This is a genomic window from Faecalibacterium sp. An77 (assembly GCF_002161315.1).
GTDB lineage: Bacteria > Bacillota > Clostridia > Oscillospirales > Ruminococcaceae > Faecalibacterium.
The window spans coordinates 1-26,744 of sequence record NZ_NFHK01000036.1; the positions used below are offsets into that span (position 1 = coordinate 1).

Sequence of the window (26,744 nt, forward strand, 5' to 3'; positions counted from 1 at the left end):
CTTCCGTAACTCGCGGCCCGGCCACAAAGAAGGCGGGGCGGCCGAAAGGCCGATGGAGCGGTGCAAATCCGCCGCCAGAAGGTTCCCAACCCTCCCCGGGGTGTCGAGGACAAATGGGGGAGAACCCAGGATTATAAGAGGCAAAACATGGTGAAATGTGATTGCTTTGTGAAATCTTAAAATTGATGCTACGAAAAGGCCCTTCTCGATGGCTCGTAAGTGTAGGGATCTTTTCTCCAGACCGAAGAAAGAGAAAATTCCAAAGGGTGTCTCCAAAGATAAACGGTTCCCAGGGGGTCTATGAGATCCCCCTAAGGGGTACTACGAGTCACTCCCAAAGAGGAAAACCTTCTGGTATGCTTTTGCCAGAGACCACGCAGCACCTTGAAAACCGAATAGCTCAGCCTTCTGGTACTTCCAGACAATGATACTTCCGTAACTCGCGGCCCGGCCACAAAGAAGGCGGGGCGGCTGAAAGGCCGATGGAGCGGTGCAAATCCGCCGCCAGAAGGTTCCCAACCCTCCCCGGGGCGTCGAGGACAAATGGGGGAGAACCCAGGATTATAAGAGGCAAAACATGGTGAAATGTGATTGTTTTGTGAAATCTTAAAATTGATGCTACGAAAAGGCCCTTCTCGATGGCTCGTAAGTGTAGGGATCTTTTCTCCAGACCGGAGAAAGAGAAAATTCCAAGAGGTGTCTCCAAAGATAAACGGTGCCCAGGGGGTCTATGAGATCCCCCTAAGGGGTACTACGAGTCACTCCCAAAGAGGAAAACCTTCTGGTATGCTTTTGCCAGAGATCACATGGACCTTGAAAATCGAATAGCTCAACCTCCTGGAACTTCCAGATAATGACACTTCCGTAACTCGCGGCCCGGCCACAAAGAAGGCGGGGCGGCCGAAAGGCCGATGGAGCGGTGCAAATCCGCCGCCAGAAGGTTCCCAACCCTCCCCGGGGCGTCGAGGACAAATGGGGGAGAACCTAAGATCATAAGAGGCAAAACATGGTGAAATGTGATTGTTTTGTGAAATTCTGAAATTGAGGGTGAAAAAAGGCCCTTTTCGATGGCTCGTAAGTGTAAGGATCTTTTCTCCGGAGAGGAGAAAGAGGGTTGTCTCTGAGATAGCCCAAAGGCTATCTACAAGAGAGTCCCGCTTGCTGAATAAGTGTGCTATCTTGTTTACAGGAATCCAACTTGGACATCCGACCGTGTCTGAGAGACACGGTAACCGTGTCTACCAGTCACTCCCCTAAACCAAATTCATGCATTACACTATAGTAGAAAGGCCCCAGGGTGGTCTACGAGACCCCTAAGGTGTACTAAGAGTACACCAAAATGGGTGAAAAGGTGTACTCCCAGTCACTCCCGGAGAGGGAAAATTTCTGGTAAGCTTTTACCAGAGACCATCGCAGCACCTTGAAAACCGAATAGCTCAGCCTCCTGGTACTTCCAGACAATGACACTTCCGTAACTCGCGGCCCGGCCACAAAGAAGGCGGGGCGGCCGAAAGGCCGATGGAGCGGTGCAAATCCGCCGCCAGAAGGTTCCCAACCCTCCCCGGGGTGTCGAGGACAAATGGGGAAGAAACCCGCAAAACCAATTTCAAACCGCTGGTCGGAATGGAAAGTTCCAGGGCAGTGGGCCTTAGAGTCAGACTGAAATGGAATTCACACCCGATAAAAGAGAGGAGGCGAAAGCAGATGCTGCAGAATTTGAGCGTTGACCCGGAGTTTCAGAGCAAGATCCCACCGCTTACGGCAGAGGAGCGCAGCCAGCTGGAGGCCAACATTTTGGAAGAAGGGCGGCTCTTAAATCCGCTGATCGTCTGGAAGGGCATCATCGTGGATGGGCACAACCGGTTTGAGATCCTGAAAGAGCATCCCGAAATCGAGTATACCGTTTTGGAAAAGGAATTTGCCGGCCGGGAGGAGGCCATCGTCTGGATCTGCAAAAACCAGCTGGGCCGGCGAAACCTGACGCCGGAGCAGCGGCGCTACCTGGTGGGCAAGCAGTATGAGGCGGAAAAGCTAGCCCACGGCGGCAGCCGGAAAATGGAAGGAGATCAGCCAAGTTGTCACGGTGACAACTTGGTCAGTCAGCCGAAAACCTGTGAGCGGATCGCTCAGGAAAACGGTGTCAACTGGCGGTCGGTGATCCGTTCGGAAAAGTTTGCACAGAATGTGGACGCCGCCGAGGCTGCTGTCCCCGGCACCCGGGAGAAGATCCTCTCAGGGAAAGTCAAACCTACGGCGGCCGAGCTGGCGTCAGTGTCCAGAGCAGCACCTGAAGAACGCCCCGGCCTTGTGGCGGAGATTTGCAGGCCGCGGCAGGAGAAACAGGCGGCCCGGGAGAAGCAGTCAGCCCAGGAAAAGATGGATGCCCAAGAAGCGAAGCCTCCCCTGGCGGAGCTTCCAAAGCCCAACACCGGGCAGCGAAGCCAGAGCAGGAAGATTCTGAAAGCCCTCCGGGAAATGTCGGAAAAGATGCTCCAGCCCACCGGAAAGATTGAGGAAGAGGACATTTTCGCTGAAATGGAGGACGCGCTGGACACCTTGATTTTCCGCTGGAACACCTGTTTGCAGAACAACCCGGCGCTCTGTCTCTCTGGGCTGGAAGGCATCCAGCGGATCGGGGAACAGGGCATGGACTTTATTAAAAATTTTGAACAATCCGTCCGGAAGGCCAATGCCGGATGATATGAAACATTCCAATCGACATCCTCAACGAAACCAAGCATATGTGATAAGATGGAGGTGCCAGAATCAAGAACAACAAGATTGATGAACGCTATGCAGCGGTTGCCCTGATCGAAATTCTGATGAAGAAAGGTCTGGTCAACCCGGAGACCTATGCCAACGTGGTTCGCAACACAAGCAAAGCCCCTGCCAAGGGGCACAGCGTTTAAGAAACAAGGAGGGCGGCATTATGATGCGGGACGATTACAACTATCGCTTTAAGCTGACGGACTACACCCAGCTGGACCGGAACCGGAAGCGGAAGGTGGCCGTCTATGGCCGGGTATCCACCGAGCACGAGGCGCAGATTGCTGCCCTGGAAAACCAGATGCAGTGGTATGACGATCAGGCGCGGTATCATCCCAACTGGGAGATTCAGGACCGGTATATAGACGAGGGCATTACCGGTACCCAGGCCAAGAAAAGGCCCTCCTTTCTGCGGATGATTGACGACGCCCGGCAGGGCAAATTTGATCTGATTGTGACCCGTGAGGTCTGCCGGTTCGCCCGGAACGTGGTGGACACCCTGGTCATCACCCGGGAACTGAAAGGCATCGGGGTGGAAGTCTACTTCATCGAGGACAACATCTGGACCATGGACGGGGATGGCGAACTTCGCCTCTCCCTGATGGCCACCCTGGCCCAGGAGGAGAGCCGCAAGACCTCCGAGCGGGTTCGGGCGGGCCAGAAGGTGAGTCGGGAAAAGGGGGTGCTGTACGGCAACGGCAATATCCTGGGCTATGACCGGGTTGGAGATACTTACCAAATCAACGAGGAGCAGGCCGAGACGGTGCGGATGATCTTCGACCTGTATCTGCAGGGGAAGGGCTCTTTACAGATTGCCAACGAGCTGAACGCCAGCCACCGGAAAAGCGCCATGGGGATGGTGAAGTGGTGTGCATCCAGCGTGGTGCGGGTGCTGAAGAACGCCACCTACACCGGAACCAAGTGCTACAACAAATCCCGAAACAACAACTATCTGGACCAGCACCGGGTGCTGAACCTGGATGCCTCCACCTATTTGTATCAGGAAGGGGACTTCCCGGCCATTGTGTCCAAGGAGATTTGGAACAAGGCCCAGAGCATCCGAATCAACCGGCGAAAAGCGGTGGCCCTGCGGGACGGCAAGGTGACCATCAGCAACCGGAGTTCCGAGGATATCTGGGTCAACAAGCTGCGGTGCAGCTGCGGTTATGCCTGCCGCCGGGACAAGTGGCACGTCCGGAAGGACGGCAGCATCTCCTACGGGTACCAGTGCTACAACCGGATCAACAACGGCTCCAAGCAGAAGCGGGAGGAGATGGGGCTGGACAGCGAGGGCTACTGCGGGATTCGGATGTACGGGGACTGGAAGCTGGAAATGATGGCCGAGACCCTCTTTGAGCAGCTGCTGGGGGACAAGCACCAGATCATCCAGACTGCCCTGGAACTGCTGAAAAAATACTACAGGGAGAGCAGCCGGAAGGACCAGCAGGGGAACAGCGAGCGGAAGATCCAGCTGGAGCGGATCGACACCCGACTGCGGAACCTGACCGTCATGCGGGCGGACGGGGAGATCGGAAAGGAGGAATACCAGCAGCTGCGGGACCAGCTGGAAAACGAGAAGAGCCGCCTGGAGGCGGCACAGAAAGAAGCCGAGGCGGCGGAGTGCCGGGAGGCCCTGAATCTGGAACAAATCCAGCAGGCGCTGGAAGAACTGGTCCGCCTGAAAGGGAAGGGGGTCAGCCGGGAACTGGTGGATCAGATCGTCTACCGGGTGACGCCGGTGTCCGAGACCCACTTCGAGTGGTATCTCCATTTGGGCCCCGGAACCGATGCCCAGGTCGGCCTTCTGGTGGAGGGCAAAAAGGGAAACTGTGTGCCCTCGGTGAACGGTATCAGGGAGTTCTTAAACCCTGGTGAAGTGAAAACAGACGTGGCTGCGAGCCAAATTTTGGGCTCCCTGCCGACAGAGCAGCTACACAGGCTGCCATCAGGATCCCCAGCAAGTATTGTCCGGTTCCGGCGTAAGGCTGCATAAAGTTTAAAGAGTGCCCCTCCTGTCTGTAACAAGACGGGAGGGCGCTTTTTTGCTGCGGCCGGGCTCCGGTGCGTCTTCGTGCGCAAAAAGAGCATGGATTTGTGAATGATGTGCGCCCTTCTATATATTGTGGCAAAAGGCTGTGCATGATATAATAAAACTGTGAATCATTGCTGTTTTGGCGTCGTAGAGTAAGAGTGAAGCAGAAGGAGCATGCGGCTCTACTTTCCTGTTCCGGGCGCCGGGCAGCTGGAGCTTTGAAATCCTTATGCGGCAAAGGGTGGAGACAGGCATGGTCATGGATGGAAGAAATACTTCGTTGAAAAAGAAAGAGGAAGCTCTGGAGAAGGAACAGTGGACGGCGGCTGCCTGGGATATGCTGTATCTGGTTCAGTGCGGTATCAATTCCATCGTGCCAGACCCGGAGCGCATTGTGGAGATGAACCTGGAAAAGGTTTATGCCAGAAGCAAAAGCCAAAGTCTGGAAGTTTTGACCTATATGGCTCTGGAAAGCCTGATGAAGTCGGATCCGCAGATTGCAATTCCAGATGAGACACAGGTGCTTCCAAGGTGGAGAGTTGCGAAAAACAAAGCCATCGCAAAGAATCTGATGATGGATGCCGCGCGGGAGCAGCTGTTTGCGTTTTTGGAAGAGCAGGGGATTTGGCATGTGGCCCTAAAAGGCGTCGTGCTGTGCCATCTGTACCCCAAATACGGGATGCGTCAGATGGCGGATAATGACATCCTGTTTGACCTTTCCTTCCGGCAGGAGGTCCATGACTGGTTTGTGGAACAGGGATACGACGTGAAAAGCTTTCAGAAGGTCTATCACGATGTGTACCTGAAAAAACCGGTTTATAATTTTGAAATGCACACGGCCCTGTTTTCGGAATCTGCACAGCTTCCGTTTGAAAAGTACTATCTCACCATAAACGATAAACTGCTTCCGGTGCCGGGAAAGCCGTTTGAGTACTGCATGACGGACGAGGATTTCTACCTCTACGTTCTGGCGCATGAGTATAAGCACTATTCCGGTGACGGGACGGGGCTGCGCTTCCTGCTGGATCTGTACGTCTATCTGCGGGCAAAAGAAAACCTGAACTGGAAATATTTGCATGGTGAGCTGGAAAAAATGGGGCTGGTCACATTCGAAAAACAGATGCGTGAGCTGGCAGAAACAGTTTTCAGTCCCAAATGGAACGCCCATACCCTTGCAAAAAGGGAAAAGATCCTGCTGAAAAGCCTGCTCTTCAGCCGCGCTTATGGGGCGAGAATGGATTTCTGGCACGAGCACGCAAGAGGACAGGAGACGGGGAACAAGGTTCCCATCGAAGCCAAAGTCCGGTATTTGAAGGATCGGCTTTTTTTGGACAGCGTCCATATGGAGATCTGGTGCCAACGATATGAGCCGTATTTTTTGCGGCATCGGTGGCTGATGCCGGTGGCTCCGGTTTGGAGAATTGGAAGAAGAATCCTGGAAAAGGGAAAAGATGTCAAAGATGAAGTGGATGCAGTCAGAAAGTTGTAAAGAGAAAGCACGGCTTTTGACGTGTTATCTTTGATTTTTGACGCTGCCATGTGCTTGAAAAGGTCCCAAACTGCCTCTGAGGCGCTTCTGACAAGACAATGGGCATGACTTGAAAACATGGGTGATCCATGATAGAATATTTATACTTTGATACACTAAATTTTTCAATACGACAAACAAAAATTCCCTTCATTCTCAGGGCTCTGTGAGCAGCGGATGCAGCTTGCTTTTTTTGGGGAGACATGGCAGGATGCGATGGTTTCTCCGCGCGGCGTTTTGGACCGCTGTTCCTGCAATCAGGTGCTGTCAATGGTCCAGGCGGGCTTGTGGTCTGCCGGGAAGATAGACTGGCTTGGTTGTCCGGCAAAGGTATTGTTGATTGGGGACCGCTACACCTCAGAAAGCACGATGATCACAGCCCGGGTGCAGGGGAAAGAGAGTTTGATACAACAGCAACTTTTTCAGGCCAGGGCGGCCGGCCTGAAAGAGCTGTGAGGATGAACGTATAAGGCTGCTTTCCCAGCGCAAAACGCGTAAGGGAGGCAGCTTTTTTGTTTCGTGATCCCCACCGAACGAATAAAACCGATGTTGAAATGTGAGGAGAAACCGTATGTCAAAACTTCAGCATGATGTAATGTTAAGAATTGCAAGGGTGCTGGATATCGTGTTGGTTACGCTGCCGTTTGCGGCATGCTGGGCATTCTACTATGAGCAGGAAGTTCAAATCTCCCTCACATGGATGGGAAACGCGGTCATCCTGCTGCTTTATGCAGTGCTGTTTGTTATGTTCGGCAAGGTGTACGATGCGTTCCAGGTGTCGATCCACCGCATCTCGGAGCTTTGTTATAGCCAAGTGCTGGCCGCCATGGCGGCGGATGGGCTGATCTATATTGTGATCTGCTTGATGTCCGCAAAGGTTTGCAATCTGCTGCCCGGAATCGCGGCCATTGCGGGGCAATGCCTGGCGGCGGTAATCTGGTCTTTTGGCGCCCATAAATGGTATTATGCCGTTTTTCCGCCCCAGCCCACGGCGGTGGTGTATGGCCGCCGCAAGGAAATCGAACAGCTGATTCAGGAGTACGATCTGGAATTGAAGTACAATGTCCGGATGACGCTGAACATTGGGGAATGCCTGAAGGATTTGAGCGTTCTGGACTCCATGAAAACCGTTTTCCTGAGCGGGGTCAACAGCCACGACCGAAATGTAATCCTCAAGTACTGCATCCTGCACGATATTGATGTTTTTGTGATTCCGCGAGTGGGGGATATTATCATGAGCGGAGCGCACCAGATGCATATGTTTCATCTGCCGATGCTGCGCGTGGGCCGCTATATGGCGAACCCTGAATATTTGTTCATCAAGCGGATGCTGGATATTGTGCTGTCGCTGCTGGCTCTGGTTGTCACCAGTCCGATTTTCCTTGTGACTTCCATTGCCGTGAAATCCGACGGCGGACCTGCATTTTATAAACAGGTTCGTCTGACGAAAGACGGCAAGACTTTTGAAATCCTGAAGTTCCGCAGCATGCGGGTGGATGCGGAAAAAGACGGTGTGGCCCGTCTGTCCACCGGCGATAAAGACGACCGCATCACTCCGGTGGGCCACATCATACGGAAACTGCGGATCGATGAGCTGCCCCAGCTGATCAATATTCTGAAAGGCGATTTGTCCATCTGCGGGCCCCGCCCGGAGCGCCCTGAGATCGCGGCGCAGTATTGCGAGGAGATGCCTGAATTTGCGCTGCGGCTGCAGGCGAAAGCCGGCCTGACCGGATATGCGCAGGTATATGGCAAGTACAATACGACGCCCTATGACAAGCTTCAGATGGACCTGACGTACATAGCGCATCCCAGCGTGATCGAGGATCTCAAAATCATGCTGGCCACCATTAAGGTGTTGTTTTTGCCCGAAAGCACCGAGGGCATCGACGAAGGACAGACGACGGCCATGAAGGGCGGGACGGAGTGACTTTTTGGAGCTTTGAAGAGAGGAAGGGATGATCCATGAAGAAAGTGCTGCTGGTAACGCTCTCGGACAACGCAGACCACCAGGACACCGTCTTTGGAATGTATGAGGAGCTGAAAAAGAGAAAGGACTGGGATGTCTACCTGCTCTGCATCCGCACCCCCAAGGTGGAGCTTCAGACGTCGGACCATACCTGGCTGATTGACTGCCCTGAGCGCCCCGGTGTGACCAAAAAGACCTTCAATCTGCCTCTGCTGTTTTCGGTGATGCACCGCGTCCGGAAGGCGCATTTTGATGCCATTTACTTTGAAAGTCTGCACACATGGAATCTGCCGCTGATGATGTTTTCCGGCAAAGCGAAGACCTATCAGGTGGTGCATGAGGTGATCCCGCACGAGGGCGACAGCCAGGTCAAGATGGTGGACCTGATGAACAAGGCTGTGGTCAAGCTGGCGGACACCATTGTCCTGTGCAATAAGACCTACATTCAGGAGATGCTCAAGCGGTACAAGATCACCCCCGAGCACTTGAAATACCTGGAATTGTGGCGGAGATATCCCCAATATACGGCGCCGGTGCACAGCGGGCGGGCGCTGTTCTTCGGCCGAATCAACCCCTACAAGGGCGCGGACAATCTGCTGGAGATCATCAGGCTGTGCCCGGAGATCCAATTTGATGTGATCGGCCGGGTGGACCCCCAGATGAAGGAAGTTGCCCAGCAGCTCGCTAAGGAACCCAACGTAAAACTGAACAACGACTATGTCACAGATCAGGAAATGCAGGATGCCTTTATCAACTGCGACTGGGTGATCCTGCCGTATAATTCGGCTTCCCAGTCGGGTGTGATCATCGATGCCTATAAATACAGCCGGCCGGTGATCGCCTTTGCAGTGGGAGCCATTCCGGAGCAGGTGGATGTCGACAAGAGCGGCTATCTTGTGGAGCCGGGCAACAATCCGAAGTTTGCAGAAAAGCTGAAGGAAGCGGTCAGCCTGAGCCATGAAGCATACGATGCCATCAGCCGGTATTCGTATCAGTACGGCAGCGAAAAATACGCGGCCAGCGGCGCGGTGGAACGCTTTATGGAGTTGCTGAATCAGTAAAGCGGCTGAACAGGCGGCAGAGAGCATAGATGCTGCGTTGCAATCGGATTCGCATGACCATCGGGGGCTGTTTATGACTGTAGGCACGCCATGGGAAGCGATGGGCAGATGGAAAACAGCAGCAAAAACTTTTCAGGGAGGAAACCATGAGTCGCAGCGAAAAAAATCCTCTGGTGGTGGCTTTGTATCTGCCGCAGTTTTATGAAACCGAATACAATAACAAGTGGTGGGAAAAAGGGTATACCGAGTGGGTTGCGTGCAAAAGAGCGAAACCCCTCTATGAGGGGCATAACCAGCCCCGCGTGCCTCTCCACAACAACTATTACGACCTGTCGGTGAAAGAAAATATCCGCTGGCAGATGAACCTTGCGAAAGAGTATGGCATCGATGGCTTTGCGATTTATCAGTATTATTCCTGCGGCAGCAAGCTGCTTGAAGTCCCGGTCGAAATGATTCGGGGTGATCCAACCCTCGATTTGCCGTTTTATCTCTATTGGGCGAATGAATCCTGGCGCAAGACCTGGTTTGGCCAGGACCATACGGTTGTCTGGGAACAACGGTACGGCACAGAAAAAGACTGGCGCATTCAGTTTGAGTACTGCCTGACCTATTTCAAGGATCAGCGGTATATAAAAGTGGACGGAAAGCCGGTCTATGCGATTTACAATCCTTGGGCCGTCCCAAAGCTGGAATCCTTTTTGTCCCTGTGGGATCAGTGGGCGCAGGAGGCAGGCCTGCCCGGCATATACTTTGTAAAGACCATTGGCCGCCACGATGCAGACACAAAAGGAAGGTTCTCGGCTACCATCACAAGAGAACCCAATTATACCTTTGCGTACGATGAAAAGCTCCTGGAAAAGATCAACCGGGTGGCGAGATCCCGCGTCATTGATTTTGTGAACCGGAAATTTCTGCTGCCGCGGGGTAAGGGCATCGTGATGACGAAGGCCTCCTATGACCGCATCTGGGAGCGGATTTTGAACCGTCAGAATCAAGACAGCACCACCATACTGGGCTGTTTTTGCGACTGGGACAATTCTCCCCGCAAAAGCTATAACTCCATCATCATGCAGGGGACGACGGCGCAGAAATTCAAGAGGTATTTCAAGCAGCTTTTCCGCAAGGCGCAGGACATTGGCTCTCCGATGATTGTGATCAATGCTTGGAATGAGTGGGCCGAGGGCGCATACATGGAGCCGGACGAGAAAAACGGCTATGCATTTCTGGAGGCCGTAAAGGAAGCCAAGGAAACCGGGTAAGTACGAGGAAAACAGAATGAAGCTGCCAGAATGCAAGTTTTCAGATTACATATTGGTTGTGACGGGAATGGCCTATATCATTGAGTCCAGCGGAACCAGTAAGGTGGTGGCGGCGCATGAGGCCATTTTCCGCGCCAAAGGCATAGGGTATGTGGCTGTTTTTCCCATCAGCCGTTCCCGTGGAGAAGGCGCAGACTGGCACTGCACCACCACGGGATGCTATGGCCTTGTGATCGACGGCCAGTTTGTGGGCGTGATGACGGCGAACAAAATTTTGAACACGCTGTTGGACCTGCAGCATGCGGGCAAGAACTGCATCGGGATTCTGGTGCATCATATCATCCGGAACGATATTTCGGAAATCGAATGGATGCTGGAGAAAATCAAAAATGTGCCGGTGGTGTATTACCTGCATGACTTCTATACCTGCTGCGTAAACCCCAACCTGATGAAAAACGATGAACTGTCCTGTATCGACCGAAATGTTTCCTGTGAGGGGTGCTGTTATGCCCTGAAGAAACAGGAACATATTCAGAAAGTAAGAAAATTCCTGAAGGCGTTTGAAGACCGGATGACATTTGTGGCTCCCTCGGAGTACACCAAAAGCCGTTGGGTTCGGTTTTATCCGGAGTATGAGGATCGAACCGTCGTCATTCTGCACCAGAAATCGGTGGGGGAATACACCGGCAACAAAGAAGGCGTCCGCGAGGAGGAACCCCTTCGACTGGGGTTTGTGGGAGCGCGGAAGCAGATCAAAGGATGGCATCTGTTCAAGAAGGTCGTGGCCGAAGTCCAAAAGGCGGGCTGCCGTTATGATTTCTATTATTTTGGAAATGAGACAGAGAACATCCCGGGCGTGGAGAACGTCTATGTGGACATTGCAACCCAGGGAAAGGATGCAATGATCGAACACCTCCGGGAAAAGCGCATTGCTGCCGTTTTCCTTGTGGGTATCGTGGGGGAGACCTATTCCTACACCACTTATGAAAGCAATGCCGCAAACTGCTATATCTTTGCCATGTCCACCGGCGGCAACATTCCCTATGTGGTAAAAAAGAACGGCTGGGGCCGGGTCTTTTCGTCGGAAGAGGAGCTTCTCAGAGAAATCCTGGATGAAGAAGGACTGCGGGAGAAGATCAACGACTGGAAGCTGCACGCCAGGCCGGGGGCCGGGACCTACACCGACAACGATGAAGTGGCCGGCCTGTTTGCAAAGACCGGCAAAGCAAAACTGCACTGGACCAAAAGACAGGACAGCGTGACGAAAGAAATCAAGGCACTGCTGCTGGATGGGATTTTCAGGAAGACGCGCCTGAAAAACAGGGGATAGATTTTCGGGAACAAGGTATTTGGAATGGATATAACGATCAACAGACAGAATATAAGGTATGCGGCCGTCTTTATGACCCTGTTGTATGCCTTTATCACCAGATCAATCTTTGCCAAGTTTATCTTTCAGAATTGGATCGGGTTGATTTCTTTTTATGCTGTGACCTATGCCTGTTTGGCGATCAGTTTTCTGAACGCCTTTGGCTATGACGGGGTTTTTATTTATACGCCCAAAAAGCTCTTTGGCATTCTGGCGGTTTTCTTTGTGATTACAGTCGGCCTGTGCATCAAGGGCGATATGTATGATCTGATTTACTATGGCCTGGCTTTGCTGCTTCCCTTTGCGGTGGGGCAGGACATCCGGAAATCGTCCTTCTTTGCAAAGTTCTTTGTGGTGATGGGACTGTTCTTTGCGTTTGGGTGTATCTTGAACGTCCTTTTTCCCTCCGAATTCAAAGCGGTCTTTGTCCCCATGTTTTCCCAGATCGGCCAGGCAAGTTTGGCTTCGGTGGAGGAGATAAGCGGCACCTCTACATACTTTGCCGGTTTTACAAGCCAGGTGGGCTATACGTCGTTTTACCTTGCCCTGGGGATTGGCGCCGTGTTCTGTTTCAGAGAGGTATTCTTTAAACAGGTATGGATATTCATGATCGGCGGAATGCTTGCCGGCGTGCTGCTGACCGGCAAGAGAGGCCCTCTTGTCTTTCTGATGGCGGCGCTGTCGGCCGTCTATTTTATCGATGGATATGGCGTGGAGAGGGTGATCAGAGTTCTTCAAATCGTGGGCGCGCTGGTTGTGGGGTTTGTCATGCTGGCCATCATCGCCAACGCCACACAGCTGGATGGCATCATGCGCATCTACGAGGCGGTGCTGGATCTGATCACTTCCGGCTCGGTGGAAGACGCGGGAAGAGAACAGCTGAAGCGCCAGGCAATGTACTATTTTGAGCTGAGGCCCATTTTCGGGATCGGATGGAACAATTTCAAGGATGTTTATTACACCCGCGGCACCTATGTGCACTGCATTTATATCCAGCTGCTGTGTGAGACAGGCCTTGTAGGCTTTTGTGTTTTCATGGCCTTTTTTGGATCCAGGCTATTCCATACCATCGCATTGGTGATGCGGAGCAGAAAAAACGGAGTCACCCTGGAAAGCCAGTTTATTAGCTTTTCCCTGTTTGTTCAGCTGTATTTTCTGCTGTACGGCATAACCGGAAACCCGCTGTATGATATCGAGGAAACCATTCTGTATTTCTTTGCCGTCGGTATCTCGTACATTCCGCTGGAGTCGGAGGAGCTGACGCCAGACGATAAAAGCCCCAATAGACGAAGGAGCATCTATGAACGCAGCCATACTAACCTTTCAATTCGCTCATAACTATGGCGCGCTCTTGCAGGCATACGCCCTGAGCCGCTACTTGAAAGGCAGAAACATCCATGTGGAGATTGCGCCGTATAATCCGGAGTGGGCTCAGGCGGAGTATGCCATAAGCCCTCTGGCAAAGGGGATTCCGCCCAGGCGAAGAATTCGCCTGGCGCTGCAGTACCCCCGGAGAAAAAAGCAGAGCCAATTTTTCGAGCAATTTATCGCAGAAGAATTGAACGCCGGCGACACGTTCGCGACGGAACAGGAGCTGTATCAATGGCTGGACCGGCACGACTGCGTTGTCTGCGGCAGCGATCAAATATGGAATAACCGCATTACCGGCGACGGCGCGGCGTATTATGCGGCGGGCAGTCGGGTGAAAAAGGTGTCTTATGCGGCCAGCCTTGGAACGGCGCAGCTGAGCGCCGCCCAAAAGAAAAATATGGAGGCGTATTTGCTGCAGTTTTCCGCGCTGTCGGTGAGAGAGCCGGGTTCCGCTGAGAAAGTGGAACAGCTGCTGCACAAACCGGTCCAGGTTGTGCTGGACCCGGTGTTCCTGCTGGAGAAAGAAGAATGGATGAAGCTGGCCCGTCCGGTGGACGTGGACCTGAACTTCCTGTTCCTGTACTTTCTGCAGGAAGATGAGGTGCTTTTGCACTGGGCTCAAACCTATGCAAAAGAACACGGCCTGAAAATATATGAGGTTCATCCCACCATGGCGGCCAGACACACAGGCTGCAAAAGGCTGGATGAGGTCGGGCCAAAGGAATTTGTCTGGCTGATCCAAAATGCCGCCTGCGTCTGCACAAACTCGTTCCACGCGACCGCCTTCAGCACCATCTATAAGAAAAAATTGCTTCACATTCCCAACAGCAAGTCACCGGAGCGGACCATTTCGCTTTTGCAGAGGGCCGGGATCACTTTGGAGCAGGACGGGAAGATGCCTCTTTATGATTTGGCCCTGTATGACGGCAGCAGTTTGGAGCGTGAAATTGAAAAATCGAAGGCTTTTCTGGATGCAGCATTGCGGGAGGACACCCTGCGATAACGGCGCTGCGGCCTGAACCGGTGAAGTGAAAAGGGGATTTTCGGAAGTATGTATTTGAATAGCCAGATGGAAAGCGAGTGCTGCGGCTGCTCGGCTTGCGAACAGATTTGCCCTCATGGATGCATACAGATGAAAAGGAACGATGAGGGCTTTTTATACCCGGTTGTGGACCGCGCAGGCTGCGTTCAATGCGGCCTGTGCGAGAAAGTGTGCCCCATTGCGAACTACCAGCGGCAGGAACAAAAAGATATCTGCTATTATGGCTGGCACAAAGACGAACAGACGCGCCGGTCCAGTACATCGGGAGCTGCGTTCATGGCCATTGCACAGGTGTGCCGAGACCATGGATATGAGCACTTTTATGGTGCGGCCTATGACCCGAAACTGCAGGTGCGCCACAGGGATGTCGGGGGATTCCGGGAACCGGAATTGCTCCAGGGCACGAAATATACCCAGAGCGATCTGGCGGACACCTATGCACAGGTGAAGCAGAACCTTTTGAAGGGGGAGAAAGTCCTCTTTTCGGGGACGCCCTGTCAGGTGGATGGCTTGAAGCACTACCTGGGAAAGACGGGGGCGGAGAATCTCTTGCTGGTGGCACTGGTGTGCCACGGCGTTTCCAGCCCGGCGGCCTATGCTGCCTATCTGCGGGAAGTGGGCCGCGACCACGGCTCGGACGTGGCAAAGATTCGGTTTCGGGATAAAAGGGAAGAAAATGGGAAGCTCTCCCATCGCTTTACGACGCTGGTTTTGCAGGATGGAAGAGAACTTGCCTCCACGGAGGACCTCTACACCATGGCCTTTGGAATTGGCGTGATGGACCGGGAGAGCTGCTACCGCTGCCCGTATGCTTCCCCCAGTGGGGCCGGAGACACAACCATCGGCGACTTTTGGGGATTGGAAAAGACGGTGCCTGAGATCAGTGGGGAAATCTCAAAGGGCATTTCTTTGCTGATTCCCCATACGGATAAAGGCGAAAAGCTGATGGCCGACCTGGCGGAGTATATGGTGCTGCAAAGAGTGCCGCTGGCTGCGGCCATCAACGAAGGCCAGCAGCAGCTGCAAAAGCCGCTGGAAAGGCCCAGGCTGCGGGATTCTTTCTTGAAGCATCTACTGATGGAGAAGAAAACCTTCCGGCAGGAAGCAAAAAGAGCCATCTTCGCCTGGAAGATGGCCGAGCGCAAAAAGAGGCTTGTGAAAATGGCAGGCCGCATTTTTGCAAAGAATAAGGTTTAAGGGGAAAAATGAAGTTCGAGGAAGAGAAACTTGTAAAAAACACGCTGCTGCTGTTGCTGGGAAATTTTTCTTCCAAGCTGCTGGTGTTTTTGCTGGTGCCGCTTTATACATCGGCGCTGTCCACCTCAGAATATGCGACATCCGACTTGCTGACAACCACCATCAATTTGCTCTATCCCTTTGCCACCCTGATGATCAGCACGGCGGTCATGCGTTTCTGCCTGGAGAAGCGGAAGAACACCAGCGAACTGCTCAATATCGGCATCTGGATCGAACTGGCCGGAATCCTGGTGATTGCGCTGGCGTCCTGGTTCTTTTTTCAGCTTGGCGATTTGCAGGACTATAGAGGCTATTTCCTGGCTGGCTTTTCCGGGTACGCTTTCTATATGCTGCTGATGGAGTACGCGAAGGGCTGCGAAAGGGTCGCCCTTTATTCCTTTGCGGGCGTGTGCAATACCATTGTGCTGGTTTTGTGCAACATTCTTTTCCTGCTCAAGCTGGGACTGGGGATCAGGGGTTATCTCCTGTCGATGGTATTTGCCTACTGGGTGACGGTCGCGGTGCTGTTTGTTGGCTGCAGGGCGTGGAAGGACCTGGCGTGGCCCACCCGAATCAAGGGAAGATATCTGAAAGAGATGCTGAAATATTCGATCCCCATGATGCCGAATTCCATCAGCTGGTGGATCAGCAATTCGTCGGATCGATACATCATGAAACTCTTTCGGGGGCTGAATGAGCTGGGTCTGTATTCCGCTTCCTACAAGATTCCGTCCATTATGGCAGCCGTCTCATCGATTCTGATCAGCGCATGGGAAATATCGGCTGTGGATGATTTTGGGAGCGAGAAAAGCGAAAAATTTTTCTCAGAGATCTATGAACTGTGGGTGCACACCTATGTGATTGTGTGCACCGGCCTGATCTTCTTTGTGAAGCTGCTGGCGTGGATTCTGTTCCAAAAGGAATTCTTTGTAGCCTGGCATTTTGTCCCCATACTGCTCTTTGCAAGCGTTTTCAGCGGGCTGAGCTCGTTCCTGGGAACGGTTTTTACAGCGGCCAAAAAGACAAAATCCGTTTTTGTCACAACGATGGTTGGAGCAGGGGTCAACATTGTTTTGAACTTTGCGTTCATCCCGACCTGGGGCGGATATGGCGCTGCGATCGCAACGGCCGTTGGTTATTTGGCGATGTACTTCTGCAGGCTGGTGGGTGCCAACCGCATTATGAAACTGAACGCCAACTATAAGAGCCATTTTTTGAAAATGAGTTTGCTGCTGGTCATGGTTGTGCTTAGCTGCATGGATTCCTGGCTGAATTATGTGGTGGGCGTAGTCATTCTCTTGATGGAGCGAAAGTTCATTCTGGATATCATCAAAAAAGCTATCCATAGGATTTTGCCTCAAAGGGCCTGATGCTCTGTTTTAAGCCGGATGCAAGCCGCCGCAGGGTGAACGCGGCGAAAAAATGGGTGTGAAGAAATATATGGAAGATAAGATCAAAACCACAACCAAGAGATTGGACGAAAAAACGGAATTTATTGCCGTGGATTTTTTTCGCCTGCTGTTTGCAATAGGGATCGTGGCGCTCCATCTGGCGCCGATGCAGGACATCAATGAAACGCTCAATTACTTTGTAGTACATGTGTTGACACGGCTGGGTGTTCCGTTCTTTTTCCTGGTGTCGGGATTTTTCCTGCAGAAGAAAATCCAGGATGTTCAAAAGGTCAAGGCGTATCTGGCGCGGATTTTTCAGCTTTATGTCATTTATACGGTTCTGTACTTGCCGCAGATCGTTTATGACGATAGAAAAGCCGGCAGTTTCTGGGTTTGGAATCTGCTGGACTTCGTGCGGAATTTCTTTCTTGTCGGTTCATATACACAGCTGTGGTATTTTGTTGGGCTCATCGTCGCAACGCTGCTGCTATATTGGCTCAAAAACAAACTGAAACTGCGAGATCGGTACATTGCAGCGTTGGTTTTGGTCTTATATGCAATAGGGACGATCGGAAACGCCTATATTCAGCCACTGCAGGATCGTATCGATGTGCCGGTAGGTGCACTGGAACAACTTGATGGGAAGTACCTTTTGTTGTGGCTGTATTTCCGGGTGTTCAGCACCACGAGAAATGGACTTTTCTTTGGGCTGCCCTATGTGTTTTTTGGGTACCTCATTGCAAAGAACCGAGACAAAATTGCTCGCAAAAATTATTTGCTGCTTGCAGTCCTTTCGTTCATGCTCATGACCGGGGAAGCGGTTGTGGTGCATGAGGTGTTTGGAGCGGCAGGCAGCGATATGCTGTTTGCGCTTTTGCCGACTTCCGTTTTTATTTTGCTGTTTGCAGCATTCGTTGATTGCAGGAAGACGGAACGGAATTTTCATCTCGCCAAGCACTTGCGCTCTTTGTCGGTGCTGTACTTTGGGCTGCATAAATGGATTGAGTTCTATTTTGTGGGCCTTTTACATAGGGCGCTTGGCGTGGAACTGAATAGTTTGTCGCGATTTGTTTTGGTTGTCATCCTGAATTATATTGCGGCGGAAGTGATTATCCGCATGTCTGATATAAGGCATTTTCAATGGTTAAGGAAATTGTATTGATTAAATGGTTTCTTACTGTACCGGATCAAAATTTGGCAAGGTAAGTGAGGGCGCGTGAACGCGGTATTCAAAATGCTGTGCAGATGAAAAAAGCCAGCAACCATGGGCTGCTGGCTGGGAGAGTCTGTATTTTTGTAGTAGGATGCAGCTTATAACTGGAGAGTCTTGAGTTGAATACAGATTCTCAGTGCAGGAACTGTTCCAGCTCCTTCACGACCTCTTTCTCCATCGCCTCAGCTTTTTCACGGCTCTCCGCGCTCACCGAGATATAGGTCTTGAGCTTGGGTTCCGTACCCGAGGGCCGGACCACCACCGAGCAGTGGCCCTCCAGCAGATACTTGAGCACATCCGACTTGGGAAGACCGTTCAGGCCCTGGCTGTAGTCCAGGGCCTTTTCGATTTTCTTGCCGGCAAAGGAGTCCACTTTCTTGCCGGGGCCTACGTCCTCATGGAAAGTTTTCATGATGCTCTGCATCTTGGCAAAGCCGGCGCTGCCGTCGAACTCATAGCTGTGGAGGGTGTTGAGGCGGTAGCCGTAGATCTGATACAGCTCGTTCAGCTTGTCCGGCAGGCTGATGCCCTGATTGGCATAGTAGCTGAACATCTCACAGATCAGGCAGGCACCGTTGACGCCGTCCTTGTCCCGAACGTAGCTGCCGGACAGATAGCCGTAGCTCTCTTCAAAGCCAAAGATATAGCTGTCGGCTTTGCCCTGCTCCTCCAGCAGGCCGATCTGTTCACCGATGAACTTGAAGCCGGTCAATACATTGATGGTTCGGACGCCATAGTGATCGGCAATCTGCTCGCCCATGTCGGTGGTGACAATGGTTTTCATCATGACAGGATCGGCGGGCATTTTGCCGTGTTTCACCCGCTGGGAGCAAATATAATCCAACAGCAGAATGCCGGTTTCATTGGCGGACAACAGGACGTACTCGCCGTCTTTGTTACGCACTGCAATGCCTACACGGTCGCAGTCGGGATCGGTGGCCAGCAGCAGGTCGGCCTGGCAGCGCTGGGCGTACTCTATGCCCAAAACCATAGCTTCCTTGATTTCAGGATTGGGGTAGGGGCAGGTGGGGAAGTTTCCGTCGGGCTGCTCCTGTTCCTTGACCACGGTAATGTTGGCGTAACCCATCTCTTTCAGGGTGCGGGTTACCGGCTGAAGGCCGGTGCCGTTCAGCGGGCTGTAGACGATGGCCACATCCTTGTTGATGGTTTCGCCAAAAGAACCGACTGCTTTTTGACCTCTTCCACAAAGGCGGTATAGACCTCGTCGGAGATATACTGGATTTTGCCTGCACTCAGTCCGTCCTCAAAAGAAATGCTCTTGACGTCTGCGAAGATATCCAGTTTTTCGATCTCGGCCAGAATCTCCGCAGCGGCCTCGGTGGTGATCTGGCAGCCATCCGCGCCGTAGACTTTGTAGCCGTTGTACTTGGAAGGATTATGGGAGGCGGTCACCATGACGCCTGCCGAAGTGCCCAGATAGCGGGTGGCAAAGGAAACAGTGGGTACAGGCATCAGGACAGGCCAGATGTGGACCTGAACGCCGTTGGCGGCAAGGACACCGGCCGCATCCTTGGCAAAGACATCTGACTTGATCCGGCTGTCGTAGCCGATGGACACCGAAGGCTGGTCAAAATGCTTGTGCAGGTAGTCGGCCAGGCCCTGGGAGGCCTTGGCCACGGTATAGATGTTCATCCGGTTGGTGCCGGCTCCAATGACGCCCCGCAGGCCGCCGGTGCCGAAGGAAAGGTTGCGGTAGAAAGCATCCTCCACCTTGGCGTCGTCCATGGTTTTCAGCTCGGCGGCCACATCGGCATCTGCCGACGCACAGGTGCACCAGCGTTCATACTCTTTTTTATAGTCCATTGTTGTTATCCTCTTACATCCAGGAACTGCGCTTGTCCGTATATGGTCAGTTCGGCCGAACCCGCGGGAACAAAGATGCAGTCTCCCTTGAAAAACAGGATTTCTCCGCCGTTGAAGCGGATCATGCCGCATCCCCGGAGACAAAGCAAAACCCGAAAAGAGAACTCGTCGACGCGGAACTGCACCAGCTGCCGGCGTTCGGTGTTGAGCAAAACCCGATATACCTCAAAGTGTTTGCAGCGGCTCAAAAATTCAGAGGCCACGCCCGGTCTGTATTTTAGAACCCGCATGGGCTGGCAGGGCTCGGCACTGCTTTTGAGGTTGGCCACCTGTAAAGCCTTGTCTATGTGAAGTTCCCGCTTTTTGCCGTCTTTGCCTACGCGGTTGTAATCATAGAGGCGATAGGTGAGATTGGAATTTTCCTGAATTTCAGCGATCAGGGCCCCGGCGCCAATCGCATGGATGGTGCCCGCTTCGATGAAAAACAGGTCGTCCTTCTGGATGGGGACTTGCTGGAGGTGGCGGGTTAAAGTGCCGTCGGCAATGGCCTGGCGGATTTCCGCCTCAGTGCAGTCGCGTTTGAGGCCGTAGACCAGATGGGCGCCCTTGGCGGCATCCAGAACATACCAGAATTCGCTTTTGCCGCTCTGGCCATTTTCGTGTTCCATGGCGTAGGCATCGTTGGGATGCACCTGGACGGAGAGGTCATTTTTGGCGTCGATAAACTTGATCAGCAGGGGAAGTTTGCCGTCGGGATGGCGTATGCCCAGAAATTCCGGGTGATCTTCCAGAACCGCGGCCAGCGTCTGGCCCTCAAATTCTCCGCTGGCGACCATGCTGAGGCCGTCCGGGTGGGTGGAGCACTCCCAGGTCTCGGCCAAAGGGTCCATATCGATCCCCTTGGTAAAGTCGTCGTTGAGGCGGCGGCCTCCCCACAGGTAATCCTTGCCGGCCGGCCGCAGTAAAAACGGTTTACTGTTCCAGCTCATATTTTTGGTTGTCATGGACGCTGATCTCCTTGCCCAATTGTATCTCAATCAGCTGCAGCTCGGTTTCTGCGATGACCGTATGACGGCACCCGGCCGCCATGGTGATGACGTCGCCAACCCGGATTTTCTGTTCCATTCCGTCCACGATGGTGCGGCCTTCTCCTGCAATGACCGTCCAAACCTCATTCCGGAACTGATGGCTGTGGTAGTTCATCCGCTGGCCGGGATTCAGGGTTACCTTGACGATCATGCTTCCGTCCTGTACATCCAGAACCCGGAAGCTGCCCCAGGATTTTTCTGCAAATTTAATCTGATTATCCAGGGCGCTGACATAAGGTTTGATGTTGCTGGATTGCTCTTTGTCGGATACCAGGATGCCTTCCGGGCTGGCGGATACCACCATGTTTTTCAGTCCCATACAGAGGATGGGCACATTCAGCTCGTTGACCACATGGACATTTTCACAGGTGTCGTCAAAAATGGCTTTTCCGATGGCCCGGCTGTCCAGAGCCTCGGTCAGGGTATTCCAGGTGCCCAGGTCTGCCCAGGTGCCGGCAAAGCGGATGACCTCAATTTCCGGCTCGTGTTCCACCACGGCATAGTCGAAGCTGATTTTGGTCAGGGTTTCGTACTTGTCGAACAGATCGTCGTAGTCCACAAAATCGATCAATTCGTGGGCACGGTTCAGCACATAGCCCAGTTTGAAGGCGAAGACGCCGCCGTTCCACAATGCGCCCTGCGCGATATACTGTGCGGCCACATCCTGGGTGGGCTTCTCTTTGAACATGGAGACCTTGCTCGGACTGTCCTTGCTGGTGGGAATGATATAGCCATATTTCTCGCTGGGGTAGGTGGGCTCAATGCCCATCAGGACCAGGTTGGCGGGGCTGACGGCGGCGCGTTCACTCAGCGTTTTCAGAGCCTCGAAGTAGTTGCTTTCCACATAGGGGTCCACCGGACAGACCACCACCGGTTCTTCCTCGCCCACGCCCTGTACATCCTTCAGGTAGGCGGCTGCCAGGGCGATGGCCGGGAAGGTATCACGGCGGCAGGGCTCGATGCTGATGCCTACGTTTTCACCCAGCTGGTTGTGAATGGCCGAAACCTGGGATTTGGAGGTGGCGATGGTGATGGTAGCGTCGGGGTCCACCGCCTTGATCTGGCGGTAGATCCGCTGGACCATGGATTCCAGCTCTCCTTTTTCGTTGTGGAAGATCTTGATAAACTGTTTGGAGCGGACTTCGTTGGAAAGAGGCCACAGGCGCTGGCCTGAACCGCCGGAAAGCAATACCAGATTCATAGTCTTTCTCCTTTTTGTAAAAGCGCAGAGAGCTGCATCCTTCGATGGGCTGCGGCCCTCGTTTGAGTTGTCGCTCGGCCCGCATTCCCTTGAGAATAACCGCGCTTGAAACAGATAAAGCAGGCTTCCACACACAGCAAAAAAGCGATAGTCCACCCCTTCAAAGGCTGGATATCCTGTTTTGCAAGACCGTGGTTAAGCCTGCTTTTTTAGTCGCCTTTCTGATTCCTTGTGTTACAAGCATATTGAAAAATTCATCCTTTGTCAATGCGATTTTACTGTAAAAGTCATTTTTGAAAGTTTGCATAAAAAATGGGATCATTTTTGTGCACAACTCGAGGGCTGCAAGATGAGGTGAGGCCCAGCGTAAGCACCTGCACAGTTTTGAGCGAGACTCCGGCCGCAGCAGGCTGAAATAGCAAAAAGCGGCAGAGGCTTTTGAGCCCTGCCGCTTTTGTTTATCGGGAGAGGCACCAAATTTCAAATCCTGTGACTCTCGATGTTATTCGTCCTTTTCCTTGTGACGGTTCCTTCGATGCAGATACACTTCCTTGTTAAAGGGGACGATATAGGTGCATTCGTAGTGAATCGCTGTAATGTTGCTGTGGACAAAGACTCGGCCGTCCCGCAGGTAACCCCGCGAAGTGATGCAGAAGGCCGGTTCGCCTTTTTTGCAGCTGAGCAGACCCGCTTCTTCACGGGTCAGCTGGGTGGGGCGGTAGGTGGTCATAAAACGTGAGATGCGATAGCCTTGTTCCATCGCAAGGTTTTGGATGGAATCTTCCACGCTCTCTCTGTCCACATAGGGAAACAAGGTGCAGGGGAGGTAGCCCGTTTCGATCTGGGTCTTGATATAGTTCATGATCCGTACCCGGCGGAACTCCCATACTTCTTCGCTGGCCTCAATGTCAAAAATCCGGATCAGCTCCGGGCCCGCCTTTATTTTGCGCAGGGACAGCATTTCAGAGCGAAGGGTACTGTACTGGATCTGGGTGGCTGAATTGTAGACCATCGGATATTTTTGGACGTTTCTCCGAATGTAGATGCCGTCTCCGCGCTGGCGGTGAATCATGCCCATCCCTTCCAGCCGGTTCAGGGCCTGCTGGACGGTGTAGCGGGATACCCCGTAGTCTTGTGCCAGGACACGTTCCGCCGGCAGCTTTCCCTCAGGGAATTGATGCTGAAAGATCTTGCTGATCAGATCTTCGATCAAAAACTGCGTCTTTTTGGCTGTCATCCTGGCACCTCTTTTCGATCTGTCACGGTGTAACCAGTGTTCCGTCCGGCACACGGCTTTGGGTCCATTCATGGGGACGATAAGTACAGGGATACTGGCCGGCCAAAGCCTCGTCAAAGTCGACGCCGATGCCCGGGCGGTCTATGGGATAGAAGTAGCCGCCGACCGGTTCCGTGTACCCGGGGAACAGGCTCTTGGTGTTGTCTTTCAGCTCGATGTTCTCCTGAATGGCAGCGTTATGACAATGGATGTTCAGGTGGGTGTTCACGGCAAGCCCGATGGGAGTGATGTCCGAGGGGGTATGCCAGGCGATGCCCACGCCATAAGCATCCGCCACCGAAGCCACCTTCAGCGCCGGCGTAATGCCGCCCAGCTGAGACACATGGCAACGCAGGTAGTCGATCAGGCGGCCTTCCAGCAGGGGCATCCACTCGGTGGGATTATTGAAGAGCTCGCCGGTGGCAATGGGGGTGGCGCACTGGGTGCGCAGCTGGGCCAGCCAGGCGTTTTGATCCGGCGGCAGCAGGTCTTCAATGAAATAGGGGTGGTATGCCTCAACCTGTTTGGCAAAGTTGAGGGCCTGGGTGGGGCTCAGTCTCTCGTGCACATCGTGCAGAATATGGAAGGCGTCCCCATATTTCTCCCGCAGCAGCCGGAACATGGTCAAGGTGTTCCGCATATAGTCGTCCGGGTCAAAATAGGCTCCGGGCAGGGGATGCTCCGGCGTCTGGAGGTGGTCCGGGTTCCCGCCGTAAAAGCCCAGCTGGCAGCGGATGTGCCGGTAGCCTTCGCTGCGGATGCGCTCCACTTCTTCATAGAGCTGTTCCATGGTATCTGCCACGGCGTGGGTGTAGGCGGGAATGGCCGTGCGGGCACGGCCGCCCCACAACTCGTACAGCGGCATCTCAGCCAGCTTGCCCTTGATGTCCCACAGAGCCATGTCCACCCCGGACACTGCATTGTTCAGGACCGGACCGTTGCGCCAGTAGGCGTTCACCATCATCAGGTGCCACAAATCCTCGATTTCGTTGGCATCCCGTCCAATCAGAAGGGGACGCAGGTATTCCTGAACGGTGGTCTGGACGGCCAGAGGCCGCTGCTGAAAGGTGGCGCAGCCAACGCCGTAAACACCCCGGTCGGTCAGAACCTTGACCACCACCAGATTGTGGCGGTCGGGGCGAACCACATAACATTGGACATCTGTGATGATTGTCGCTTTCACAAAAAGAACCTCCTTCGTTTCTGCTGCAGACTGTTTCCTGTCCACACAGCCTGGACGGCGTTGCGGACAGGGGATGTGCCATGGATTTCAGAACGGGCGGTTCTCCATCAGCGCTTTGATTAAACCACACAGCTTCGCCTTTCGTCAAGAGTTGCTGATTTTTCTAATAAAAGTTAATAAAAAACAGTCCAATTTTCCTGGACTTGTTTTGAGAAAATGAAATAACATGCGATTTATCGATGGATATGCGCGGGCGGCATCAAAATCCTGCCGGTTTTTAACATTTGCCCATTTCCGGTGGACTTGCTATACTCCTTTCCGGAAAGCGGGCGGCCCATGAGGCCTGGCACGGGATGAAGTCAGGCGACCCATTTGCGGTAGAAGATCATCCCGAACGGAAAAAGACAGGATACACAAATGGAATGGTCTGAACAGGAGGACTATTGCGATGGAACTCTCAAAGTCTGTTGCCAGCATCATTGCGCATGTTGGCGGTAAGGAAAACATTGTAAATGTGTGGCACTGTATGACCCGGCTCCGTTTTGAGCTGGTGGACTACGACAAGGCTGATATGGAAGCGCTCAAAGCGATTCCGGATGTGATCGGCGTCCAGTTCGCCAAAGGACAGGTGCAGATTGTCATTGGCACCACCGTGGAGAAATTCTATACCGAGGCCATGAAACAGCTGGGCCTGGATGCGGCCAAAGAGGCGGACAAAGCCCCGGCGGATGAACCCAGCGGCGAAAAGAAGGGCCTGGTTTCCCAGTTCATGGATCTGATGTCCGGCATTTTTGGACCCATTGTGCCGGCCATTGCAGGCGCCGGCATGATCAAAGGTCTGATGACCGGCCTGGTTGCCCTGAATGTGATTTCCAACACGACGGACACCTATTTGATTATTGATATGCTGGCCAGCGGCGTATTCAATTTCCTTCCCTTCCTGGTAGCGGCTTCCGAGGCCAAAAAGCTGAAGACCAACCAGTATCTGGCCATTGCTCTGGCAACCGTCATCATGTACCCCACCATGGTGAATGCGGCCGCAGCCGGCGAAATCAGCAACTTCTATCTGTTTGGGATGATTCCTGTCCCGGTGTTTAACTATTCGAGCTCGGTTATCCCCATCTTCTTTGGCGTGCTGCTGATGAGTTATGTGCACCGCTGGGTGGACCGCATCATTCCCAGTGCAGCCAAAACCGTGATTGTCCCCACCCTGACCCTGTTTATCAGCGGCATCCTGACCCTGACCGTCGTGGGCCCCATCGGCATCTATCTGGGCCGTGGTCTGGCATCGGTTGTCAACACGGTTTATGACATCAGTCCCGTTCTCTGCGGCGTCTTCTTTGGTGCAATTCGCCCTGTGTCGATTCTGGTGGGTATGCACCACGCCATGACCCCCATTGCCATGGAAAACTTCGCCTCTCAGGGCTGGGATATGCTGATGCCCATGATGTTTGTGGCAAACCTGTCCATCGTGGGCGCCGCTGCCGGCTGCTACTTCAAAGCCAACTCCAAGTCTGAAAAAACCGTGATCGGCGGCGCTGTGCTGTCGGGCTTCCTGGGCATTACCGAGCCGGCTCTGTTCGGCGTGCTGACCAAGTACAAGATGGCCTTTGTTGCCGCTACGGTGGGCAGTGTGGTAGGCAGTGCCTTCATCAGCTTCTTTGGCGTCCGTCTGTATGGCTACATCACTTCCAGCGTGTTCAGCATTCCCGCCTACATCGGACCGTATTTCCCCTTCGCTGTTCTGGGCTGGATCATTACTCTGGCCGTCTCGTTCTCTCTGTCCTATCTGCTGGTTGTTAAAATGAATCGCAGCAGTGAATTGTCAAACTAAGTGCAACAGGAATTAAGCTCGAAGTCCCATAATTCCTGGGCAGAATGGAAGTTAAGAACCTTGCGAGGCCTGGCGTTAATCAACGCCAGGTTTCGTTTTAA

19 protein-coding genes and 1 pseudogene are annotated in these 26,744 nt (G+C 53.2%); 14 read left to right on the plus strand and 6 right to left on the minus strand.

Features of this window, described 5'->3' with window-relative positions; genetic code table 11:
- Positions 1-1,704: 1,704 nt before the first annotated feature.
- The 13 genes from B5G28_RS10715 (at position 1,705) to B5G28_RS10775 (ending at position 18,186) form a co-directional block, all read left to right on the plus strand.
- Complete coding sequence (locus tag B5G28_RS10715; protein WP_087248642.1) at positions 1,705-2,700, plus strand: hypothetical protein; 996 nt, start codon at positions 1,705-1,707, stop codon at positions 2,698-2,700.
- Positions 2,701-2,929: 229 nt separating this feature from the next.
- Positions 2,930-4,759, plus strand: coding sequence for a recombinase family protein (locus B5G28_RS10720; protein ID WP_087248644.1), 1,830 nt, complete (start codon positions 2,930-2,932; stop codon positions 4,757-4,759).
- Between the two features lie 292 nt (positions 4,760-5,051).
- Complete coding sequence (locus B5G28_RS10725; protein WP_158099618.1) at positions 5,052-6,287, plus strand: nucleotidyltransferase family protein; 1,236 nt, start codon at positions 5,052-5,054, stop codon at positions 6,285-6,287.
- Between the two features lie 216 nt (positions 6,288-6,503).
- Entirely contained in the window at positions 6,504-6,782 is a 279-nt protein-coding gene (locus B5G28_RS10730) for a hypothetical protein (RefSeq protein WP_087248648.1), read from the plus strand.
- A 115-nt stretch (positions 6,783-6,897) separates the two neighbouring features.
- A complete protein-coding gene (locus tag B5G28_RS10735; protein WP_087248650.1) occupies positions 6,898-8,256 on the plus strand; it encodes a sugar transferase in 1,359 nt (452 codons plus the stop codon).
- A 35-nt stretch (positions 8,257-8,291) separates the two neighbouring features.
- Positions 8,292-9,356 carry a glycosyltransferase family 4 protein gene (locus B5G28_RS10740; protein WP_087248651.1) on the plus strand — a complete coding sequence of 355 codons (1,065 nt, stop codon included), beginning with the start codon at positions 8,292-8,294 and terminating at the stop codon, positions 9,354-9,356.
- A gap of 146 nt (positions 9,357-9,502) precedes the next feature.
- Positions 9,503-10,615, plus strand: coding sequence for a glycoside hydrolase family 99-like domain-containing protein (locus tag B5G28_RS10745; protein WP_087248653.1), 1,113 nt, complete (start codon positions 9,503-9,505; stop codon positions 10,613-10,615).
- A 16-nt stretch (positions 10,616-10,631) separates the two neighbouring features.
- Positions 10,632-11,945 (plus strand): hypothetical protein, encoded by a 1,314-nt coding sequence (locus B5G28_RS10750; RefSeq protein WP_087248655.1) that lies wholly within the window; start codon positions 10,632-10,634, stop codon positions 11,943-11,945.
- A gap of 72 nt (positions 11,946-12,017) precedes the next feature.
- On the plus strand, positions 12,018-13,322 hold the full coding sequence (locus B5G28_RS10755; protein WP_158099619.1) for an O-antigen ligase family protein: 1,305 nt from the start codon (positions 12,018-12,020) through the stop codon (positions 13,320-13,322).
- The gene (locus B5G28_RS10760; RefSeq protein WP_087248659.1) at positions 13,285-14,358 is read left to right on the plus strand and encodes a polysaccharide pyruvyl transferase family protein; all 1,074 of its coding nucleotides are present in this window, start codon (positions 13,285-13,287) and stop codon (positions 14,356-14,358) included. The genes B5G28_RS10755 and B5G28_RS10760 overlap by 38 nt, the downstream gene beginning before the upstream one ends.
- Before the next feature lie 315 nt (positions 14,359-14,673).
- The gene (locus B5G28_RS10765; protein WP_242967582.1) at positions 14,674-15,594 is read left to right on the plus strand and encodes a Coenzyme F420 hydrogenase/dehydrogenase, beta subunit C-terminal domain; all 921 of its coding nucleotides are present in this window, start codon (positions 14,674-14,676) and stop codon (positions 15,592-15,594) included.
- Positions 15,595-15,602: 8 nt separating this feature from the next.
- Positions 15,603-17,003, plus strand: a complete 1,401-nt coding sequence (locus B5G28_RS10770) for a polysaccharide biosynthesis C-terminal domain-containing protein (protein WP_087248663.1) — start codon at positions 15,603-15,605, stop codon at positions 17,001-17,003.
- 70 nt (positions 17,004-17,073) lie between these two features.
- Positions 17,074-18,186, plus strand: coding sequence for an acyltransferase (locus B5G28_RS10775; protein ID WP_158099620.1), 1,113 nt, complete (start codon positions 17,074-17,076; stop codon positions 18,184-18,186).
- Positions 18,187-18,370: 184 nt separating this feature from the next.
- Here B5G28_RS10775 and B5G28_RS10780 read toward each other — a convergent pair.
- The 6 genes and pseudogenes from B5G28_RS10780 to B5G28_RS10800 form a co-directional block, all read right to left on the minus strand.
- A pseudogene (locus B5G28_RS10780) lies at positions 18,371-20,061 on the minus strand (phospho-sugar mutase).
- Positions 20,062-20,066: 5 nt separating this feature from the next.
- The gene (locus B5G28_RS10785; RefSeq protein WP_242967584.1) at positions 20,067-21,065 is read right to left on the minus strand and encodes a type I phosphomannose isomerase catalytic subunit; all 999 of its coding nucleotides are present in this window, start codon (positions 21,063-21,065) and stop codon (positions 20,067-20,069) included.
- Complete coding sequence (locus B5G28_RS10790; RefSeq protein ID WP_087248669.1) at positions 21,034-22,350, minus strand: sugar phosphate nucleotidyltransferase; 1,317 nt, start codon at positions 22,348-22,350, stop codon at positions 21,034-21,036. The genes B5G28_RS10785 and B5G28_RS10790 overlap by 32 nt, the downstream gene beginning before the upstream one ends.
- A 160-nt stretch (positions 22,351-22,510) precedes the next feature.
- On the minus strand, positions 22,511-22,834 hold the full coding sequence (locus tag B5G28_RS14495; RefSeq protein ID WP_144265520.1) for a hypothetical protein: 324 nt from the start codon (positions 22,832-22,834) through the stop codon (positions 22,511-22,513).
- Positions 22,835-22,852: 18 nt separating this feature from the next.
- On the minus strand, positions 22,853-23,587 hold the full coding sequence (locus B5G28_RS10795) for a GntR family transcriptional regulator (protein WP_158099621.1): 735 nt from the start codon (positions 23,585-23,587) through the stop codon (positions 22,853-22,855).
- A 22-nt stretch (positions 23,588-23,609) separates the two neighbouring features.
- Complete coding sequence (locus B5G28_RS10800; protein WP_087248673.1) at positions 23,610-24,809, minus strand: enolase C-terminal domain-like protein; 1,200 nt, start codon at positions 24,807-24,809, stop codon at positions 23,610-23,612.
- A 448-nt stretch (positions 24,810-25,257) separates the two neighbouring features.
- Between B5G28_RS10800 and B5G28_RS10805 the strand changes: the two genes are divergently transcribed.
- Positions 25,258-26,643, plus strand: a complete 1,386-nt coding sequence (locus B5G28_RS10805) for a PTS transporter subunit EIIC (protein WP_087248676.1) — start codon at positions 25,258-25,260, stop codon at positions 26,641-26,643.
- Positions 26,644-26,744 lie beyond the last annotated feature (101 nt).

Excerpts from the sequence above, each read along its gene's own strand:
- B5G28_RS10715 (WP_087248642.1), top strand. The coding sequence starts at position 1,705 with ATGCTGCAGAATTTGAGCGTTGACCCGGAGTTTCAGAGCAAGATCCCA.
- B5G28_RS10720 (WP_087248644.1), top strand. The coding sequence starts at position 2,930 with ATGATGCGGGACGATTACAACTATCGCTTTAAGCTGACGGACTACACC.
- B5G28_RS10725 (WP_158099618.1), top strand. The coding sequence starts at position 5,052 with ATGGTCATGGATGGAAGAAATACTTCGTTGAAAAAGAAAGAGGAAGCT.
- B5G28_RS10730 (WP_087248648.1), top strand. The coding sequence starts at position 6,504 with ATGCAGCTTGCTTTTTTTGGGGAGACATGGCAGGATGCGATGGTTTCT.
- B5G28_RS10735 (WP_087248650.1), top strand. The coding sequence starts at position 6,898 with ATGTCAAAACTTCAGCATGATGTAATGTTAAGAATTGCAAGGGTGCTG.
- B5G28_RS10740 (WP_087248651.1), top strand. The coding sequence starts at position 8,292 with ATGAAGAAAGTGCTGCTGGTAACGCTCTCGGACAACGCAGACCACCAG.
- B5G28_RS10745 (WP_087248653.1), top strand. The coding sequence starts at position 9,503 with ATGAGTCGCAGCGAAAAAAATCCTCTGGTGGTGGCTTTGTATCTGCCG.
- B5G28_RS10750 (WP_087248655.1), top strand. The coding sequence starts at position 10,632 with ATGAAGCTGCCAGAATGCAAGTTTTCAGATTACATATTGGTTGTGACG.
- B5G28_RS10755 (WP_158099619.1), top strand. The coding sequence starts at position 12,018 with ATGACCCTGTTGTATGCCTTTATCACCAGATCAATCTTTGCCAAGTTT.
- B5G28_RS10760 (WP_087248659.1), top strand. The coding sequence starts at position 13,285 with ATGAACGCAGCCATACTAACCTTTCAATTCGCTCATAACTATGGCGCG.
- B5G28_RS10765 (WP_242967582.1), top strand. The coding sequence starts at position 14,674 with ATGGCCATTGCACAGGTGTGCCGAGACCATGGATATGAGCACTTTTAT.
- B5G28_RS10770 (WP_087248663.1), top strand. The coding sequence starts at position 15,603 with ATGAAGTTCGAGGAAGAGAAACTTGTAAAAAACACGCTGCTGCTGTTG.
- B5G28_RS10775 (WP_158099620.1), top strand. The coding sequence starts at position 17,074 with ATGGAAGATAAGATCAAAACCACAACCAAGAGATTGGACGAAAAAACG.
- B5G28_RS10785 (WP_242967584.1), bottom strand. The coding sequence starts at position 21,065 with ATGACAACCAAAAATATGAGCTGGAACAGTAAACCGTTTTTACTGCGG.
- B5G28_RS10790 (WP_087248669.1), bottom strand. The coding sequence starts at position 22,350 with ATGAATCTGGTATTGCTTTCCGGCGGTTCAGGCCAGCGCCTGTGGCCT.
- B5G28_RS10795 (WP_158099621.1), bottom strand. The coding sequence starts at position 23,587 with ATGACAGCCAAAAAGACGCAGTTTTTGATCGAAGATCTGATCAGCAAG.
- B5G28_RS10805 (WP_087248676.1), top strand. The coding sequence starts at position 25,258 with ATGGAACTCTCAAAGTCTGTTGCCAGCATCATTGCGCATGTTGGCGGT.